This window comes from Streptomyces sichuanensis (assembly GCF_020328095.1).
GTDB classification, from domain to species: Bacteria; Actinomycetota; Actinomycetes; order Streptomycetales; family Streptomycetaceae; genus Streptomyces; species Streptomyces cinnamoneus.
Genome location: NZ_JAIXMK010000018.1, coordinates 58,954 through 73,787 on the forward strand (window position 1 = coordinate 58,954; position 14,834 = coordinate 73,787).

19 protein-coding genes are annotated in these 14,834 nt (G+C 70.4%); 12 read left to right on the forward strand and 7 right to left on the reverse strand.

The window, feature by feature from the left end:
• Nucleotides 1-11 precede the first annotated feature (11 nt).
• From rpmG to LE181_RS08880, 5 genes are all read left to right on the forward strand, one after another.
• Nucleotides 12-176 carry a 50S ribosomal protein L33 gene (gene rpmG / locus LE181_RS08860; protein WP_225660648.1) on the forward strand — a complete coding sequence of 55 codons (165 nt, stop codon included), beginning with the start codon at nt 12-14 and terminating at the stop codon, nt 174-176.
• Nucleotides 177-181: 5 nt separating this feature from the next.
• Entirely contained in the window at nt 182-439 is a 258-nt protein-coding gene (locus LE181_RS08865) for a type B 50S ribosomal protein L31 (RefSeq protein WP_225660649.1), read from the forward strand.
• A complete protein-coding gene (locus tag LE181_RS08870; RefSeq protein ID WP_225660650.1) occupies nt 439-1,668 on the forward strand; it encodes a GTP-binding protein in 1,230 nt (409 codons plus the stop codon). The genes LE181_RS08865 and LE181_RS08870 overlap by 1 nt, the downstream gene beginning before the upstream one ends.
• A gap of 92 nt (nt 1,669-1,760) precedes the next feature.
• Nucleotides 1,761-2,033: a 30S ribosomal protein S18 gene (gene rpsR / locus LE181_RS08875; protein ID WP_225660651.1), complete on the forward strand. Its 273-nt coding sequence runs from the start codon at nt 1,761-1,763 to the stop codon at nt 2,031-2,033.
• Between the two features lie 140 nt (nt 2,034-2,173).
• A complete protein-coding gene (locus LE181_RS08880) occupies nt 2,174-2,413 on the forward strand; it encodes a DUF397 domain-containing protein (RefSeq protein ID WP_225660652.1) in 240 nt (79 codons plus the stop codon).
• A gap of 261 nt (nt 2,414-2,674) precedes the next feature.
• Here the strand turns inward: LE181_RS08880 and LE181_RS08885 are convergent, their stop codons facing one another.
• Entirely contained in the window at nt 2,675-3,217 is a 543-nt protein-coding gene (locus LE181_RS08885) for an ATP-binding protein (RefSeq protein WP_225660653.1), read from the reverse strand.
• Nucleotides 3,218-3,530: 313 nt separating this feature from the next.
• Here LE181_RS08885 and LE181_RS08890 point away from each other — a divergent pair, with 313 nt between their 5' ends.
• The 3 genes from LE181_RS08890 to LE181_RS08900 all read left to right on the forward strand — a co-directional run bounded on the left by LE181_RS08890 (nt 3,531) and on the right by LE181_RS08900 (nt 6,595).
• A complete protein-coding gene (locus LE181_RS08890; protein WP_225660654.1) occupies nt 3,531-4,394 on the forward strand; it encodes a Sco1979 family transcriptional regulator in 864 nt (287 codons plus the stop codon).
• A gap of 87 nt (nt 4,395-4,481) precedes the next feature.
• Entirely contained in the window at nt 4,482-5,948 is a 1,467-nt protein-coding gene (locus LE181_RS08895) for an aldehyde dehydrogenase family protein (RefSeq protein WP_225660655.1), read from the forward strand.
• Between the two features lie 101 nt (nt 5,949-6,049).
• On the forward strand, nt 6,050-6,595 hold the full coding sequence (locus LE181_RS08900) for a DinB family protein (protein ID WP_225660656.1): 546 nt from the start codon (nt 6,050-6,052) through the stop codon (nt 6,593-6,595).
• A 112-nt stretch (nt 6,596-6,707) separates the two neighbouring features.
• Here LE181_RS08900 and LE181_RS08905 read toward each other — a convergent pair whose 3' ends face one another.
• The gene (locus LE181_RS08905; protein ID WP_225660657.1) at nt 6,708-7,805 is read right to left on the reverse strand and encodes an alpha/beta hydrolase; all 1,098 of its coding nucleotides are present in this window, start codon (nt 7,803-7,805) and stop codon (nt 6,708-6,710) included.
• A gap of 227 nt (nt 7,806-8,032) precedes the next feature.
• On the opposite strand from LE181_RS08905, the gene LE181_RS08910 reads away from it, so the two are divergent.
• Nucleotides 8,033-8,734 carry a PadR family transcriptional regulator gene (locus tag LE181_RS08910; protein ID WP_225660658.1) on the forward strand — a complete coding sequence of 234 codons (702 nt, stop codon included), beginning with the start codon at nt 8,033-8,035 and terminating at the stop codon, nt 8,732-8,734.
• Between the two features lie 10 nt (nt 8,735-8,744).
• On the opposite strand, the gene LE181_RS08915 is transcribed toward LE181_RS08910, so the two are convergent.
• Both LE181_RS08915 and LE181_RS08920 read right to left on the reverse strand, forming a co-directional pair.
• A complete protein-coding gene (locus tag LE181_RS08915) occupies nt 8,745-9,134 on the reverse strand; it encodes a cupredoxin domain-containing protein (RefSeq protein ID WP_225660659.1) in 390 nt (129 codons plus the stop codon).
• 192 nt (nt 9,135-9,326) lie between these two features.
• Nucleotides 9,327-9,845, reverse strand: coding sequence for a hypothetical protein (locus tag LE181_RS08920; RefSeq protein ID WP_225660660.1), 519 nt, complete (start codon nt 9,843-9,845; stop codon nt 9,327-9,329).
• 133 nt (nt 9,846-9,978) lie between these two features.
• Between LE181_RS08920 and LE181_RS08925 the strand changes: the two genes are divergently transcribed.
• Complete coding sequence (locus LE181_RS08925; RefSeq protein ID WP_225660661.1) at nt 9,979-10,644, forward strand: TetR/AcrR family transcriptional regulator; 666 nt, start codon at nt 9,979-9,981, stop codon at nt 10,642-10,644.
• Between the two features lie 181 nt (nt 10,645-10,825).
• Here LE181_RS08925 and LE181_RS08930 read toward each other — a convergent pair whose 3' ends face one another.
• Entirely contained in the window at nt 10,826-11,194 is a 369-nt protein-coding gene (locus LE181_RS08930; RefSeq protein ID WP_225660662.1) for a winged helix-turn-helix transcriptional regulator, read from the reverse strand.
• Nucleotides 11,195-11,256: 62 nt separating this feature from the next.
• Here LE181_RS08930 and LE181_RS08935 point away from each other — a divergent pair, with 62 nt between their 5' ends.
• Complete coding sequence (locus LE181_RS08935; RefSeq protein WP_225660663.1) at nt 11,257-11,919, forward strand: NAD(P)-dependent oxidoreductase; 663 nt, start codon at nt 11,257-11,259, stop codon at nt 11,917-11,919.
• Between the two features lie 80 nt (nt 11,920-11,999).
• On the opposite strand, the gene LE181_RS08940 is transcribed toward LE181_RS08935, so the two are convergent.
• Nucleotides 12,000-12,446: a hypothetical protein gene (locus LE181_RS08940; protein ID WP_225660664.1), complete on the reverse strand. Its 447-nt coding sequence runs from the start codon at nt 12,444-12,446 to the stop codon at nt 12,000-12,002.
• 228 nt (nt 12,447-12,674) lie between these two features.
• Nucleotides 12,675-13,391, reverse strand: a complete 717-nt coding sequence (locus LE181_RS08945) for an SDR family oxidoreductase (RefSeq protein ID WP_225660665.1) — start codon at nt 13,389-13,391, stop codon at nt 12,675-12,677.
• 142 nt (nt 13,392-13,533) lie between these two features.
• Here LE181_RS08945 and LE181_RS08950 point away from each other — a divergent pair, with 142 nt between their 5' ends.
• Complete coding sequence (locus LE181_RS08950) at nt 13,534-14,493, forward strand: AraC family transcriptional regulator (RefSeq protein WP_225660666.1); 960 nt, start codon at nt 13,534-13,536, stop codon at nt 14,491-14,493.
• Nucleotides 14,494-14,834 lie beyond the last annotated feature (341 nt).

A 14,834-nucleotide genomic window follows, 5' to 3' on the forward strand; every position in this document is an offset into this window, starting at 1 on the left:
TAGTAGCCCGTATGGCCCGCAACGAACTACGACCCGTCATCAAGCTCCGGTCCACCGCCGGCACCGGCTACACCTACGTGACCCGCAAGAACCGCCGTAACGACCCCGACCGCCTGGAACTGCGCAAGTACGACCCGGTCGCCGGCCGTCACGTGGCCTTCCGAGAGGAGCGCTGAGCGCCATGAAGCCCGGAATCCACCCGCCCTACGGGCCCGTCGTCTTCCGCGACCGCGCCGCCGGCTTCGCCTTCCTCACCCGCTCCACCGCCACCAGCGACAAGACGGTCGAGTGGGAGGACGGCAACACCTACCCCGTCATCGACGTCGAGATCTCTTCGGCGAGCCACCCCTTCTACACGGGCACCGCGCGCGTCATGGACACCGCCGGCCGCGTGGAGCGCTTCGAGCGCCGTTACGGCAGGCGCGAGGGCGGCCGCTGATGGCCGCCGAAGGGCCGGTTCCGCCCCTGCCCCCGCCCGCGTCCTCTCCCGTGCCCCTGCCCGTCGTCCTGGTCGGGGGCCTGCACGCCGACGCCCGCAGAGCCACCGTCGAACGGCTGCTGCACACCCTCCCGGGCAGCGTCGCCCTGCACCACGACCTCGCGACCGCCGCCGGCGGCACCGTCCGCCGGACCGTGCGCGACCGCACCGGCCTCCTCCACGAGGGCGAGACGCCCCTGGTCAACGACTGCGCCTGCTGCGCCCTGCGCGAGGACCTCGTGCCCGAACTGGAGCGGCTCGCCGGCTCCGGCCTGTGCCGGCTCGCCGTCGTCGAGCTGTGGGACTCCGTCGAGCCCAAGGCCATGGCCGAGGTCGTCGCCGCCCACTGCGGCGACGACGCCCGCCTCACCGGGGTGTTCACGGCCGTGGACCCGGCCCTGGTCCTGCCCACGCTCGCCAACGGCGACGACCTCGCCGAGGCCGGACTCGCCGCCGCACCGACCGACGAACGCACGGTCGGCGACACCTTCGCCCGGCAACTGGAGTACGTCTCCGTGCTGACCGTGGCGGAGGGCACCACAGCCGGCACCGGAGAGGGTGAAGACGAAGGTGAAGAAGCCGGCGCAGGCGACTACGCCCTGCTCGCACAGCTCGCTCCCGCCGCCCGGCAGATCCCCGTCGACTCCGCCGGGCTGGCGGCCGCCGCCGTGGCCGGCTTCGACGTCCAGGCCGCCGCCGCCCGCCAGCACCCGGCCTGCGCGCTGCTGCCGCAGGAGGCCGACGCGCACGGCGTCGCCACGCTCGTATGGCGCGCCGACCGGCCGTTCCACCCCGGGCGGCTGTACGAGGCGCTGGAGGACCTGACCTGCGCCGCCGCGCGCAGCAGGGGACGGTTCTGGCTGGCCGACCGGCCCGACACGCTGCTGTCGTGGGACGCGGCCGGCGGTGCCCTGTGCGTGGAGAACGCCGGGCCCTGGCTCGCGGCGCTGCCGGACGCCGCCTGGGAGATGGTGCCCGCGGAGCGCCGCGTGGCGGCCTCGCTGGACTGGCATCCGGAGCACGGCGACCGCGGCCAGTACCTCACCTTCACCTCGCCCGGGCTGGACGGTGCCGGGCTGCGCTCGCTCCTGGAATCGTGCCTGCTCACCGACGCCGAATACGCGGGCGGGCCGGACGCCTGGCGCAGCCTGTCACGCGCCTTCGATCAACTGCTCGATCCGGTGTCCTGATCTCCGACGTCCTGATCTCCGGTCGGTTCCCCCACGACCCGCCGCCCCCGTACGACTCGCCCCGCCACCACCTGCCGAAAGGAACTCCGTTCATGGCCCGCCGCCCTGATCAGCGCAAGCACCTCAAACCTCGCCCCAATCCTCTGGACGCGGCCGGAATCACCTACGTCGACTACAAGGACACCGACCTGCTGCGAAAGTTCATTTCGGACCGCGGAAAGATCCGCAGCCGCCGCGTGACCCGTGTCACCGTGCAGCAGCAGCGACAGCTGTCACGGGCGATCAAGAATGCGCGCGAGATGGCGTTGCTGCCCTATTCCGGAGGCGGTTCTGCTGGAGGTTCATCTTCCGGGAAGAAGTCGTGAAGTAGTGGCGGGAACACCCTGAGTGCACGTGCATCGGCTCATGCAGAGGCACATGAACGCGGCTATGATCCGGAGCAGTTGCCATCCTCGAAACCGTGTTCTGGGTGAGGGTGCCCCCTGCAATGATCCGGGAGAGTCCAGTGCCCCAGGCATACAACGGCATGGCCGCCTCGGACATCGATGATGTCGTCTGGCGAAAGAGCCGGCACTCCAACTCCCAGGGCTCCTGCGTGGAGTTCGCGAAGCTGCCGGGAGGCGGGATCGCCGTGCGCAACTCCCGCCATCCGGACGGTCCGGCGCTCGTGTACACACCCGCCGAGATCGAGGCGATGCTGCTGGGGGTCAAGGACGGCGAATTCGACTATCTGATCGCTGACTGATCGCTGACGGATCGCCGAATAATCGATCACCCGTTGCGGCCGCCCCCCGCCCCGGCGGTCGCCCCCGCTCCCACCGCCGCGTCCCCCCGTTCCCCCGCGGCCGCCAGAGCCCCCCACCCCCGTAGCGGTTGCCCCCCACCCCCGCTACAGCGGCCTCCCCCACCCGTTCCGCGGCGGTCACCCCCGTCACCGCCGCGGTGGCCGCCCCCGCCCCCGCTCGTTTCCCCGCCTGCCGTCCCTCCCGGAGTGCTGCCCGGTCCGTCAGCCGTGCTGGGGCAGACGGAACAGCGCCCAGACGACCTTGCCCTGCAGCGCACCCGCGAGGGGGTGCCAGCCCCACGCGTCGCTGAACGACTCCACGAGCGTGAGCCCGCGCCCGCATTCGGCCCCGGCGTCCGCCTCGCCCACGACCGGGCTCGCCTCGCTCGGGTCACGCACCGCGCACACCAGCCGCGACGTCCAGCGCATCAAGTGCAGCCGTACGGACGGCTCGTACTCGCCGATGCCGATGCCGACGCCCCCTCCGCCTCCGCCGCCCGGTCCGCCGCCGCCGCTCATGCGGTCCGCCTGAACCCCGTACCGCATGGAGTTGGTCACCAGCTCCGAGACCACGAGGGCGACATCGTCGAAGAGCCCGCTCAGGTCCCACTGACTGAGCGTGGCTCTGGTGAACTTCCGAGCGTTCCTGACCGCTTCGAAGCGGGGAGGCAGCGCACAGGATGCCGAGTTGGAGACGGCGGATGAGTCGATCGCGGGCAACCCTCTCCATAAGGGAGAGAGCACAGTCGATCCTTCGGTACCCATCCGAGGCACTCCTGGCAATCGAGGACGTGACGTGCACGTGTGCGAGCTCCATGGTTGCCAATGCGCGGGGCGGATGCAAGGGCAGATGCACGTGCACGGGGTGGATTTGGGGGCGCACAAGGGGGTTGGGGAGCAAATCTCCCTACGCCCGCTGCGGTAGCGCTCCGCTGGGTGGCTTGTCTGCGTAACCGGACATGCACTCAACGGAGCCCGAAGATGGCAGACTTCGGCGCCGGGGGTAGCGGGGGTCGCCCTCAGAAGGGTGCGGAACGGACAAGGCCGGAACAGGACCGGAAGAGGAAGGGTCGCAGAGATGGCCACGAGCGAGTCGAGCGGTTCCGTGGTGCGACGCATACTCCTGGGCTCGCAGCTCAGGCGGCTGCGCGAGTCGCGTGGCATCACGCGTGAGGCAGCGGGGTACTCGATCCGTGCGTCCGAATCGAAGATCAGCCGTATGGAGTTGGGCCGGGTGAGCTTCAAGGCGCGTGATGTGGAGGATCTGCTCACGCTCTACGGGGTCACCGACGGCGCCGAGCGCGAGGCGCTGCTCGGGCTGGCCCGCGAGGCCAACGTCGCGGGCTGGTGGCACAGCTACGGCGACGTGCTGCCCAGCTGGTTCCAGACGTACGTGGGCCTGGAAGGCGCCGCCTCGCACATCTCGATCTACGAGGTGCAGTTCGTGCACGGCCTGCTGCAGACCGAGGGCTACGCCCACGCCGTGGTCGTGCGCGGGCAGCCCAAGGCCGACGAGGCCGAGATCGAGCGCCGCGTCTCACTGCGCATGGAGCGGCAGAAGCTGCTGTTCTCCGAGCGGGCGCCCCGCTTCCACGCCGTCCTGGACGAGGCGGCGCTGCACCGCCCCTACGGTGGCGAAACGGTCATGCGCAACCAGCTCCAGCACCTCGCCGACATCTCCGAGCAGCCGAACGTGACGCTGCAGGTGATGCCCTTCGCGCACGGCGGGCACGCGGGGGAGAGCGGCGCCTTCACGATGCTGCGCTTCCCGGAGTCGGACCTGTCCGACGTGGTCTACCTGGAGCAGCTCACGAGCGCGCTCTACCTGGACAAGTCCGAGGACGTCGCGCAGTACGAGCGGGTGATGGAGCGGCTGCACGCCGACAGCCTCTCGCCGGCCGCGAGCCGCGATCTGATCGGACGCCTACTTCAACTGTACTGACACATCAGTACGATGACGTCCCATCAGGAGCACGCACATCGTTTACGGGCGTCACGAGAGCCCCGGTTTTCGCAGACAGGATGGCGCATGTCCTACAGCACCTACTTCGACGCATTGGCCTACCAGTACATCGACGGGGAATGGCGGGCCGGCAGCGGCTCCTGGGACATCGTGGACTTCAACCCCTACGACGGGGAGAAGCTCGCCTCCATCACCGCTGCCAGCGTCACCGAGATCGACCAGGCGTACCGTGCCGCCGAGCGCGCCCAGCCCGCGTGGGCGGCCACCAACCCGTACACCCGCCGGCTCGTCTTCGAGCGGGCCGTGCGCATCATCGAGGACCGCGAGGAGGAGCTGACCGCGGCCATCACGGCCGAGTGCGGCGGAACGGCCGTGAAGGCCGCGTTCGAGCTGAACCTGGCCCGAGAGTTCCTGCGGGAGGCGATCCACCTCGCGCTGCGCGCGGAGGGGCGCATCCTGCCCTCCCCGGACGACACCAAGGAGAACCGCCTCTACCGGGTGCCGGTCGGCGTCGTCGGGGTGATCAGCCCGTTCAACTTCCCCTTCCTCCTGTCGATCAAGTCCGTCGCTCCGGCGCTCGCGCTGGGCAACGCCGTCGTCCTCAAGCCCCACCAGAACACGCCGGTCTGCGGCGGCGGGCTGGTCGCGAAGGTCCTGGAGGAGGCGGGGCTGCCCGGCGGGCTGCTGAACGTCGTCGTCACCGACATCGCCGAGATAGGCGACGCGCTCATCGAACACCCCGTGCCCAAGGTCATCTCCTTCACCGGTTCCGACAAGGTGGGCCGCCACGTCGCCACCGTCGCCGCCTCCCACTTCAAGCGCACCATCCTGGAGCTCGGCGGGAACAGCGCGCTGATCGTCCTCGACGACGCCGACGTCGACTACGCCGTGGACGCCGCTGTTTTCAGCCGTTTCATCCACCAGGGACAGGTCTGCATGGCGGCCAACCGGGTGCTGGTCGACCGGGCGGTGGAGCGTGAATTCACGGAGAAGTTCGTCGCCAAGGTGCGGACCCTGCGGGTCGGCGACCCAGGTGATCCGGCTACGCACATCGGCCCCCTCATCAACTCCGGGCAGGCGGAGGCGATCACTACGCTCGTGGAGCAGGCCGTGGCGGACGGCGCCACCGCGCTCGTACGCGGGGAGACGGACGGCACGCTGGTCGGTCCGTCCGTGCTGACGGGCCTCGCGGACGACGCGTCGATCCTCGGGCAGGAGATCTTCGGTCCGGTCGCGCTGATCCTCCCCTTCGACGGCGAGGACGAGGCCGTCCGCATGGCCAACGCCACGCCGTACGGGCTCAGCGGTGCGGTCCACACGGGCGATGTGGAACGGGGCGTGCGGATCGCCAAACGCATCGAGACGGGCATGATCCACGTCAACGACGGGACCGTGCACGACGAGGCGATCGTGCCGTTCGGGGGCGAGAAGCACTCGGGTGTGGGGCGGCTGAACGGCGACTCGATGGTGGAGGCGTTCACGACGACCAAGTGGATATCGATCCAGCACGGCAGGTCGAGATTCCCGTTCTGATCCGTGCCGTGTGCGCATGTAGGACGGAACCTGACCTCATTCGGTCCTAGTGTGAACGCGTCGCAAGGGAACGGACGGACGAGAGAAACCAGGGGGATCCCATGCCCACTCACGTGATCGAGAAGAACGTCTCCGACGAGCGCGGCACGCTGCTCGACTTCCTCGAAGCCCAGCGCGGCGGCATGCGCCGCTCGGTCCTGGGGCTGACGGCAGAGCAGGCCGCGGCCGTGCCGAGCGCCAGCGAGCTCTCGCTGCACGCGCTGCTCAAGCACACCATCCAGGCCGAGAGCAACTGGATCGAGCGGGCGCGCGGCGCCCAGGCCACCCAGAGCTTCGAGGAGGCCATGGAGGGCTGGCAGGCCGGCTGGAAGCCGACCGAGGAGGAGACCGTCGCGGTGCTCCTCGCCCGCTGGGCCGAGGTCGCGGCGGAGACCGAGCGCTTCATCCGCTCGGTCCCGCTGGAGGACACGTTCGCGCTGCCGGAGGCGCCGTGGTTCCCGAAGGGGAACGTCTCCATGCGCTGGGTGATGCTCCACCTCATCGAGGAGGTGGCCCGTCACGCGGGGCACGCCGACGTCATCCGCGAGTCGATCGACGGGAAGACCGCCTTCGAGCTGGTGGACGAGGAGGGCCGCGCGGGGGCGTAGGGTCCCGGCGCTCCGGGCTCCGCCGCCGGTCCGGCCCCGGTCCCGCCCGGGCCCAGGCCGGGTCCAGGCCGGGTCCAGGCCGGGGGTTGCGGGGGCTCGTCGTCCCCGGCCCTCACTCGGCGCCGAGGCGCCCGCTCAGCCATCGCAGGGACGGCGGGATCTCCCGCCGCCAGGTGTTGAAGTTGTGCCCGCCGCGGTCGAGGGTGATCGACGAGACGCGCGCGGGACTCTTCACCTTCTTGATGAACTGCTGGGTCGCCTTGTAGTTCGACTCACCCTGCAGCGAGGTCGTGACCAGGAACGAGGAGGCGCCCTGCGGCCGGTGGTCCAGGTGCCACAGCAGGTCGGATCGTTTCTCCTCGTTCTTGTTCCCGTGGAAGAGGTCACCGGAGTCCTTGTCGATCTCCGGCTTGTAGTCCGCCGACAGGCCCACGCCGGCCGCATAGGTCTCCGGGTGCTGCAGCGCCATCTTCAACGCGCAGTATCCGCCGGTGGAATCGCCGACGATGCCCCAGTTCCGCGGCGAGGTGCCGACGCGGTAGAAGCTCGAAATCGCCTTGGTGACGTCCGCGCCGAAGAACGCCTCGCTCTGCGGGCCGCCCGGGACGTCGATGCACTGGGTGTTGGCCGTCGCGATGGTGGGCCGCATCATCACCAGGATCATCGGCTGCATCTTCTTCTGCTTGACCTGCGTCCACGCCGTCTTCGGGTACCGCAGCCCCTTGACCAGGTTCTCCGCAGCGCCCGGGTAGCCCGTCAGCACGACGGCGGCGGGGAACTTCCGCCGTTCGGCGCCCTTCTGGAAGTACTCCGGCGGCAGGTACACGTACGCCTGGGCGGCGGTGCGGGAGCGCTCGCCGTGCACGACGACCTTCTCGACGACGCCGCCGGAGCGCGGGTTGCTGCCGCCGGGCACCTCGGGGGCCTGCCGCCCGAGGACCTGTACGGCCGCCCCGCCGGGCGCCGCGGCCGGCGGGCGCTTGGTGCCGGCGAGGTCCGCCCACGAGTTGTAGAGCAGGAAGCTGCGGTTCGCCGCGAGCGCGACGGACGCGAACAGGAGCAGCTGCACGAAGACGATCAGCCCTGCCCGCCCCAGCATCCAGTTCCAGCCGCTCCGGGCCAGGCGCGGCCACAGCCACACCGAGAGCGCGAACACCACCACCGTGCCCAGCACGACACCCACCAGGAGCGTGCCACTCGTCAGACCCATGGATCAGCAAACCCTCTGAGACGTCTCGGCCTGGACGCACCGGTCCAGAGCGCCGCCAACCGGTGCGCACCTGGCTAGAGCGCTGCACGGGGCAAAACGTTCCACTGTGCACGGATCCTGACCGGTCCTGCACGGTGGGCGGCGGGTCGGACGGCGGCGGGGGCGCCTAGGCTGGGCACATCCGCGACGGCACGGCAAGTACGGCAACAAGAGGAGGCTGGGGCGAGATGTCGGCCATCCGCTTGCTGGTGCTGGGCGCCGTCCGTCAGCACGGCCGGGCGCACGGCTACCAGGTCCGTGGCGACCTGGAGTTCTGGGGCGCGCACGAGTGGTCCAACGCCAAGCCCGGGTCGATCTACCACGCGCTGAAGTCCATGGCGCGGCAAGGGCTGCTGTTCGCGCACGACGTGGCGCCGAGCGAGGCGGGCGGCCCGCCCCGCACGGAGTACGAGCTGACCGAGACCGGCGAGCGGGAGTACTTCGCGCTGCTGCGCGAGGCGCTCCGTTCCGTCGACGAGAAGTCCGACGTGCTGACCGCGGGCATCGGGTTCGTCGTCGACCTGTCGCGCGCCGAGGCGATCGCCCTGCTGAAGCAGCGGCTCGCCGGGCTGGAGGAGCGGCGCGACGAGATCCGCCGGCGCTGGACCCCGGCGGAGGGCGAGGACTGGGGCCACATCGGCGAGATCATGGCGATGTGGGCGCACACCGCGGACAGCGGTGCGGAGTGGACGCGCGGCCTGATCGAGCGGCTCGAAGGCGGGGCGTACGTCATGGCGGGCGAGGGCGATCAGTGGGAGGGGATCGTCACGGACGCGGACGTGTACGAGAAGTACCGCCGGGACGCGGGGCCGGAGGCCGACTCGGACGCGGACGCGGACCAGGGCCCTGGTTCCGGCCCGGACGCCGGCCCCGGCGCGGCGAACCGCTGAGGCGGCGCCGCTACTGGACGGTGACCGTGCCCGTCATCGACGGGTGGAACTCGCAGTGGTAGGCGAAGGTCCCCCCTGCCGGGAACGGCCGGGTGAAGCTCTGGCCGGGGTCGAGTACGGCGTCCCACAGGCCCGAGTCGGACGTCGTGGTGTGGGTGTCGTTGTCGTTGTTGAGCCAGCGGACCGAGTCGCCGGGGTGGATGCTGACGGCCTGCGGGACGAAGGCGGCCGGTTGGCCCTCGATCACCACCGTGACCGTGACGGCCGCGCCCCGCGGCTCCGCGGCCACGGGGCCCGCCGGCAGGACGACCGCCGCCAGCAGCGCCGGCAGTACGGCGAGGGCGCGGGGGAGGGTACGGGGGAGGGTGCGCAGGACGGTTCGGTGCGGTGAGCGTGACATGAGCGGGACCTCCTTGGCCCGGACGCAGCCCGAGCCCTGACCGGGGCTCGGACGCGCGGACGAGTGCCGTGAGATTTCCCTGCGCACACCGCGACAACCGCTCTTCATCCGACCGGGCTACGGACCGGCGACGCCGGTGACGTACCGGGGCGCCGGTGGGTGAACGAGGCCCGGCGGGGGCGAACTCCGGCGTCAGGCGAGGCCGGCGGCGGTCAGCGCGAGGCCGGCTGCGCCGAACACGACCACGTGGCGGGCGTTCTGCAGGATCCACACCCAGCGGGGGAAGCCCGCCTCGGCGGCCTTGAGCAGGGCGGCGACGTCGATGCGGGCCAGGTCCGGGTCGCCCTTGCGGGAGAAGGCGGCCTGGACGGACGTCGTGGCCGTCAGGTTGCTGTGGAGGATCACGCAGTTGATGGCCAGGACGAGCCCGAGAACGATCCAGTTCAACGCCCCGGCCCAGGAGATTCCGGCGAGGTTGAGCGCGGCGGTGGCCGCGAGGACGGTGGCGATGCCCACCGGCGCCCAGGTCTCGTGGCCGCCGGCGTCGAAGCGCATCCCGTTCTCCTCCAGGACGGTGGTGCGCACCCCCTGGCGGCGCAGCTCGGCGTGGGCGGAGGCGGTGGCGGTGGTCCCGAAGCGGGCCCGGACCACGGGGATGCTCACGAAAGCGGCGGCGACGGACAGCTGCATGGCGGCGATGAAGGCGTTCACGTTCGGATTCCCCCGGGTCGGCTTCGTTCGGCTTGAACTAAGTACAAGAGGAAGGTAGCCCGACTCTTGAACTAAGTGCAAGAGCAGTCCTGAACTTCGTACAAGTTGGCCGTCGGCGACCTATCGTGAGCGCATGCCACGCGACACGCTCACCCGCGACCAGATCGTTACCACCGCCGTACAGCTCCTCGACGACGAGGGCCTGGAGGGCCTCAACATGCGCAGCCTGGGCAAGCGGCTCGGCGCCGCCCCCACGGCCGTCTACTGGCACGTCAAGAACAAGGACGACCTCGTCGTGCTCGTCGGTGACCACGTGTGGCAGGAGGTCGAACTCCCCGGGATCGACCCGGCCGACTGGCGCACGGCGGCCGTCGCGATGGCCGACGGCCTCCACGCCATGCTCTGCCGGCACCCCTGGCTGGTGCAGGCCCTCGGCTCCCACCTCTTCTACGGCCCCGGCAAGGCCCGCTACGACGACCACAGCCTCGCCGTCTACGAGGCCGCCGGTTTCACGGGCGCCGAGGCCGACCGGGCGGCGGCCGCCGTCTTCACCTACGTGCTCGGCAACGCCGTCGGCGCGTCCGCCCAGGCATCGCTGACCCGCCGGCTGGGCCGCGACGGCGGCGACCCGGAGCAGCTGTTCCAGGAGACGCTCGCCAAGGCGACCGAAGTGGCCGAGCGGTTCCCGCGCCTGCGCGCCCGCCTCGGCAGCGCCGCCGCCGACTACAACGCCGCCCCCGACGACACCTACGCAACCGGCCTCCACGCCCTCCTCGACGGACTCACCGCCGCCATGTGAGAGCAGCGGGATGTCCGCGTTTCCGGCTCGCGTCCGCCCGGCGCCCCTACGCTGTACCTACGGTTGCCTGCGCCGCTGCGCGGCTTGGAGCGCGGAGGGGAGGACTGCGCCCTGGGGGGCGTCCGCTGCGCGGTCGTGTGGTGGCCCGGCCGTGAATCGGCTCCGCATCGGCCAGAGGGCGTCAGCCCGCCTCGTACGCCGTTCTGGCCTCGACGATCTGCGGTACGTGCGTGCGCGCCCAGTCGCAGGCGGTGTTCAGGGGGTCCAGCAGCGAGCGGCCGAGCGTGGTCAGCTCGTACTCCACGCGCGGCGGGTTCTCGTTGTGGACGGTCCGGGTCACGAAGCCGTTGCGCTCCATCGAGCGGAGGGTCTCGGTGAGCACCTTGGGGGTGATCCAGTGCAGCGGGACACGGAGTTCGGAAAACCGGCGCGGGCCCGCCTCCAGACAGCGCAGCACCATCGCGGTCCACTTGTCGCCGACACGGAACGGCTGCGCCCGGTCGGAGCACACGGGGTCGTCGAACATGTCTGCGTCCAGGGGCTTGATCACCTGCCCGACGTTAGCCCAGTACCTTTGCAGTAACCAGGCACTTCCGTCCTACGGTCCCTGCCATGAGCAACGACATCATCATTTTCGGAGCAGGTGGACGGGTCGGCCGGGCGGCCGTGGCGGAGGCGGTATCCCGCGGCCACCGGGTGACAGCGGTGGTCCGAGACCCCGCGAAGCATCAGGACCTGAGCGGAGCTCAGGTCACCGTCGTCCAGGGCGATGTGACCGATCCGCAGTCGGTGGCGGCACTGGCCGCAGGCCATGGCGCGGCCCTCAACGCCTCGGTCCGCCTCGACGTCGGCTCGGAGGAGTTCTTCACCGCTGCGGCGAGCGCGCTGATCCAGGGCTTGGCCGCGGCGGGGGTGCGGCGGCTGGTGACGTTGGGCATCGCGACGACGCTGGAGACGTCCCCGGGCGTGCGGATCATGGACGGGCCCGAGTTCCCGGAGGCGTGGCGGGCCTTCGCGCAGGGGCATGTCGCGGAGTACGAGCTTCTCTCCGCGGCCGGGCCGGGGCTCGACTGGCTGATGATCGTGCCGCCGCTGGATCTGAACGCGGACGCCGAGTCCACGGGCGGCTACCGGATGGCGATCGGAACGGTACTGGACGGTCCGGGCCGCATCTCCCACCCAGATCTTGCGATCGCCGTGCTGGACGAGATCGAGACAGCGCGCCACAGTCGCGTGCAGCTGGCGGTAACGGCGGCCAGCAGCCAGAGGCCCTGACCCGGAGGGTGCCCAGCGGGCCGGCCGACAGCGGCGTGGTAGCCGTGGAGGCCGGCCCACCGTTTACGGGCTGACAGCCCTCACTCTTCGTTGATCGGGCTGACGAACTCCAGGGTGAAGGTCTCCTGGAACTCGGGCTTGGGCGGCACCAGCACGATCTGTGCGCCACGGTGCCCGGAGCGCAGGGCGAGGCCCTTGTCCGACAGAACCTTGACGCCGCCGATGACCCTCTCGAACGTGAACTTCGCCAGTTCGGCTCGCGGCACGCTGTTGACATAGAGCTTGTCTTCTTGGATCACCAGGCCCGCCTGCTCGTGGTGGGCGAGGCGGATCACATACGGCGCTCCCGGGACGGGCTCGGCGGGCTCGATGATCCAATCCTGCTCGATCGGGAGCGGGTTCAGCCGGTCGGTGATGACGGGGGCGCCGTGCTTGGTGGCGTGCTCGGTGGCCGTCAGCAGGGCGGACGGGCCGATGATGTGGGCGTGGATCTTGTAGATGCCAGGTTTTACCGGGATCGGAGGCATGCGCGTGACGTCCTCTCTCACGGTCCACATCCACCGGCGGCAGGAGCGCCACCGGGGGCGCGTTCCACCATTCCGGTCGGCCCGGCCGATGCCCAGGGCCAGTTACGGCCAAGCCGATTACGGCGCAGTCCGATCGATCACAGTTGCGAACGTGGGCGTCGTTCGCCTCAGAGCCTCGTATTCCGCTGACGCTATGGCCAGTTCGGGGTGCTCCGGCATGTACCGGCGTCACACCAGTGCCGCGCCGCCGTCTATCGCGAGCGTGGTGCCGGTGACGTAGGCGTTGGACAGGACGAAGAGATAGGCCGCCGCGGCTTCCTCGGCAGTGCCGACGCGCCGCGTGAGCAGTTCGGACCCGGCGCCCTGGAGGAATGCCTCCGGGTCCGGGACACTGCCGTCCCACAGCTCGGTGCGGATCACACCGGGCTGGATCACGTTGACGCGCAGAGGGGCGAGTTCGACGGCGAGTGCCCGGGACAGGGCCTCGATGCCGCCGGTGATACCTGCCGTGAGCGCGGTTCCGGACAGGGGGCGGATCGCGAGGACGCCGGAGCTGAAAGTGATCGAGCCGCCGTCGCGCAGTCGCGGTGCAGCGTACTTGGCGGAGAGGAACGCGCCCCAGAACCGGCGCTCGAAGACGTCCCTGGCCTCCTGCGGGGTGGTGTCGGCCAACGGCTTGATCAGCAGAGATTCGCCCGCGGTGTAGACGAGGTGGTCGAACTGCCCGACCTGCTCGAAGAACGCGGCGATGGCGTTGCCGTCGGCGACGTCCAGGCGGCGGCCTTCGGCCCGCTCGCCCAACCGCTTCGTCGCGGCGTCCACGCGGTCCTGATTGCTGGAGGCGACCACGACGTCCGCGCCGGCCGCCGCGGCCTGTCGGGCTACCTCGAAGCCGATGCCGGAGGTTCCACCGATGATCACGATCTTCTTGCCGGCCAGAGACATGGGATCCATTCCTTCGTCGATGCAGTGCGGGGTTCGGCAACCGCCGTGGCAAGAACGTACGCCTCCACATCGAGACGGTGAATGACTTGAAGTCTCGATTCCTTGTCATATCGTCTCGCTGTGCCGGCACTAGGGTGGCGCTATGGACATCCTGAGCGACACCCTCGAAGTGCTGCGTACGGGACGCCCGATGGTGACTCGCACCGACGCGCACGCCCCGTGGGCCCTGAAGTTCCAACCCATCTCGGGAGCCGGATTCCACGTGGTCGTGGAAGGGCACTGCCACCTGCTGCCACCGCACGGCCAACCGCTCGCGCTCGGACCCGGCGACATCGTGTTCCTGCAGCGCGGCGGCGGACACACCCTGTGCGACGTGCCGGACCGCGATCCGGTGGACTTCGTACCGGAGCGCGTGGACCGTTCCTCGCCGATCGGCCAGGTCACCGTGGACGGACCGGGGCCGCACACGGTGCTGGTGTGCGGCGCGTACGCGATCGACGTCGATCGCCCGCATCCGCTCTTCAGTGATCTACCGGAGGTCATCCACCTCCCCGCGCTTCCCGGCCGCCACCCGGTGCTGCGCTCGGCGGTCGATCAGCTGTGCGCGGAGTTCCACGCGCCCCAGCCGGGCTCGGACGCGGTCGTCACGGCGCTCATCGATCTGCTGCTGCTGTACATCCTCCGGTCGTGGTACGCCGAACTGCCGAAGGAGCGGACCCGGGGCTGGGTGGCCGCGCTGACCGACCCGGCAGTCGCCCCGGCCCTGAAGGCGATCCACGACGATCCCGGCCATCCCTGGACCGTTGAGTCTCTGGGCGCCCGCGCCGGGCTGTCCCGCGCGGCCTTCGCCCGCCGCTTCGCCTCGGTGGTCGGCGAGCCGCCGCTGACCTACCTGACCAACTGGCGGATGGCCACCGCAGCGCGGCTGCTGCACCAATCGCCGACCCCGCTGAGCACCATCGCGCAGCGCACGGGGTACACGTCGGAGTTCGCCTTCGCCAAAGCTTTCAAACGACACTTCGGATCGCCGCCGGGGGCCTACCGCAAGCAGGTCAAGACGGCAGGCGACGACGTAGACCGCGAAGTCGCACTGGCGTACTAGGCGAACCTTTCCGGCATGGTGGGGGCGGCGCGAGCCCGGCAGGGACAAGGGTCAGTCCGTCCCTCTGACGGCACCTGCCCGGTGCCGGGCGCCCCGACGGCCGCGCAGCGGACGGCCCCCGGGGCGCAGCCTGCCCCCCTCCGTGCCGCCCCAAGCCGCGCAGCGGCGCAGTCGCACTTCGTGCGCGGTACCTGCACTCCGGGAGAAGCCCCGCCGACTGGTCGCAAACCTGCTCAAGCATGTCGCTGTCACGGCAACGTGACATGGAACGGACGACTCCGGCAAAGGCGATCATTAGTTTTGCCGGTGCAGCCCGCCGCACCTCACGGCCCCACACGAGA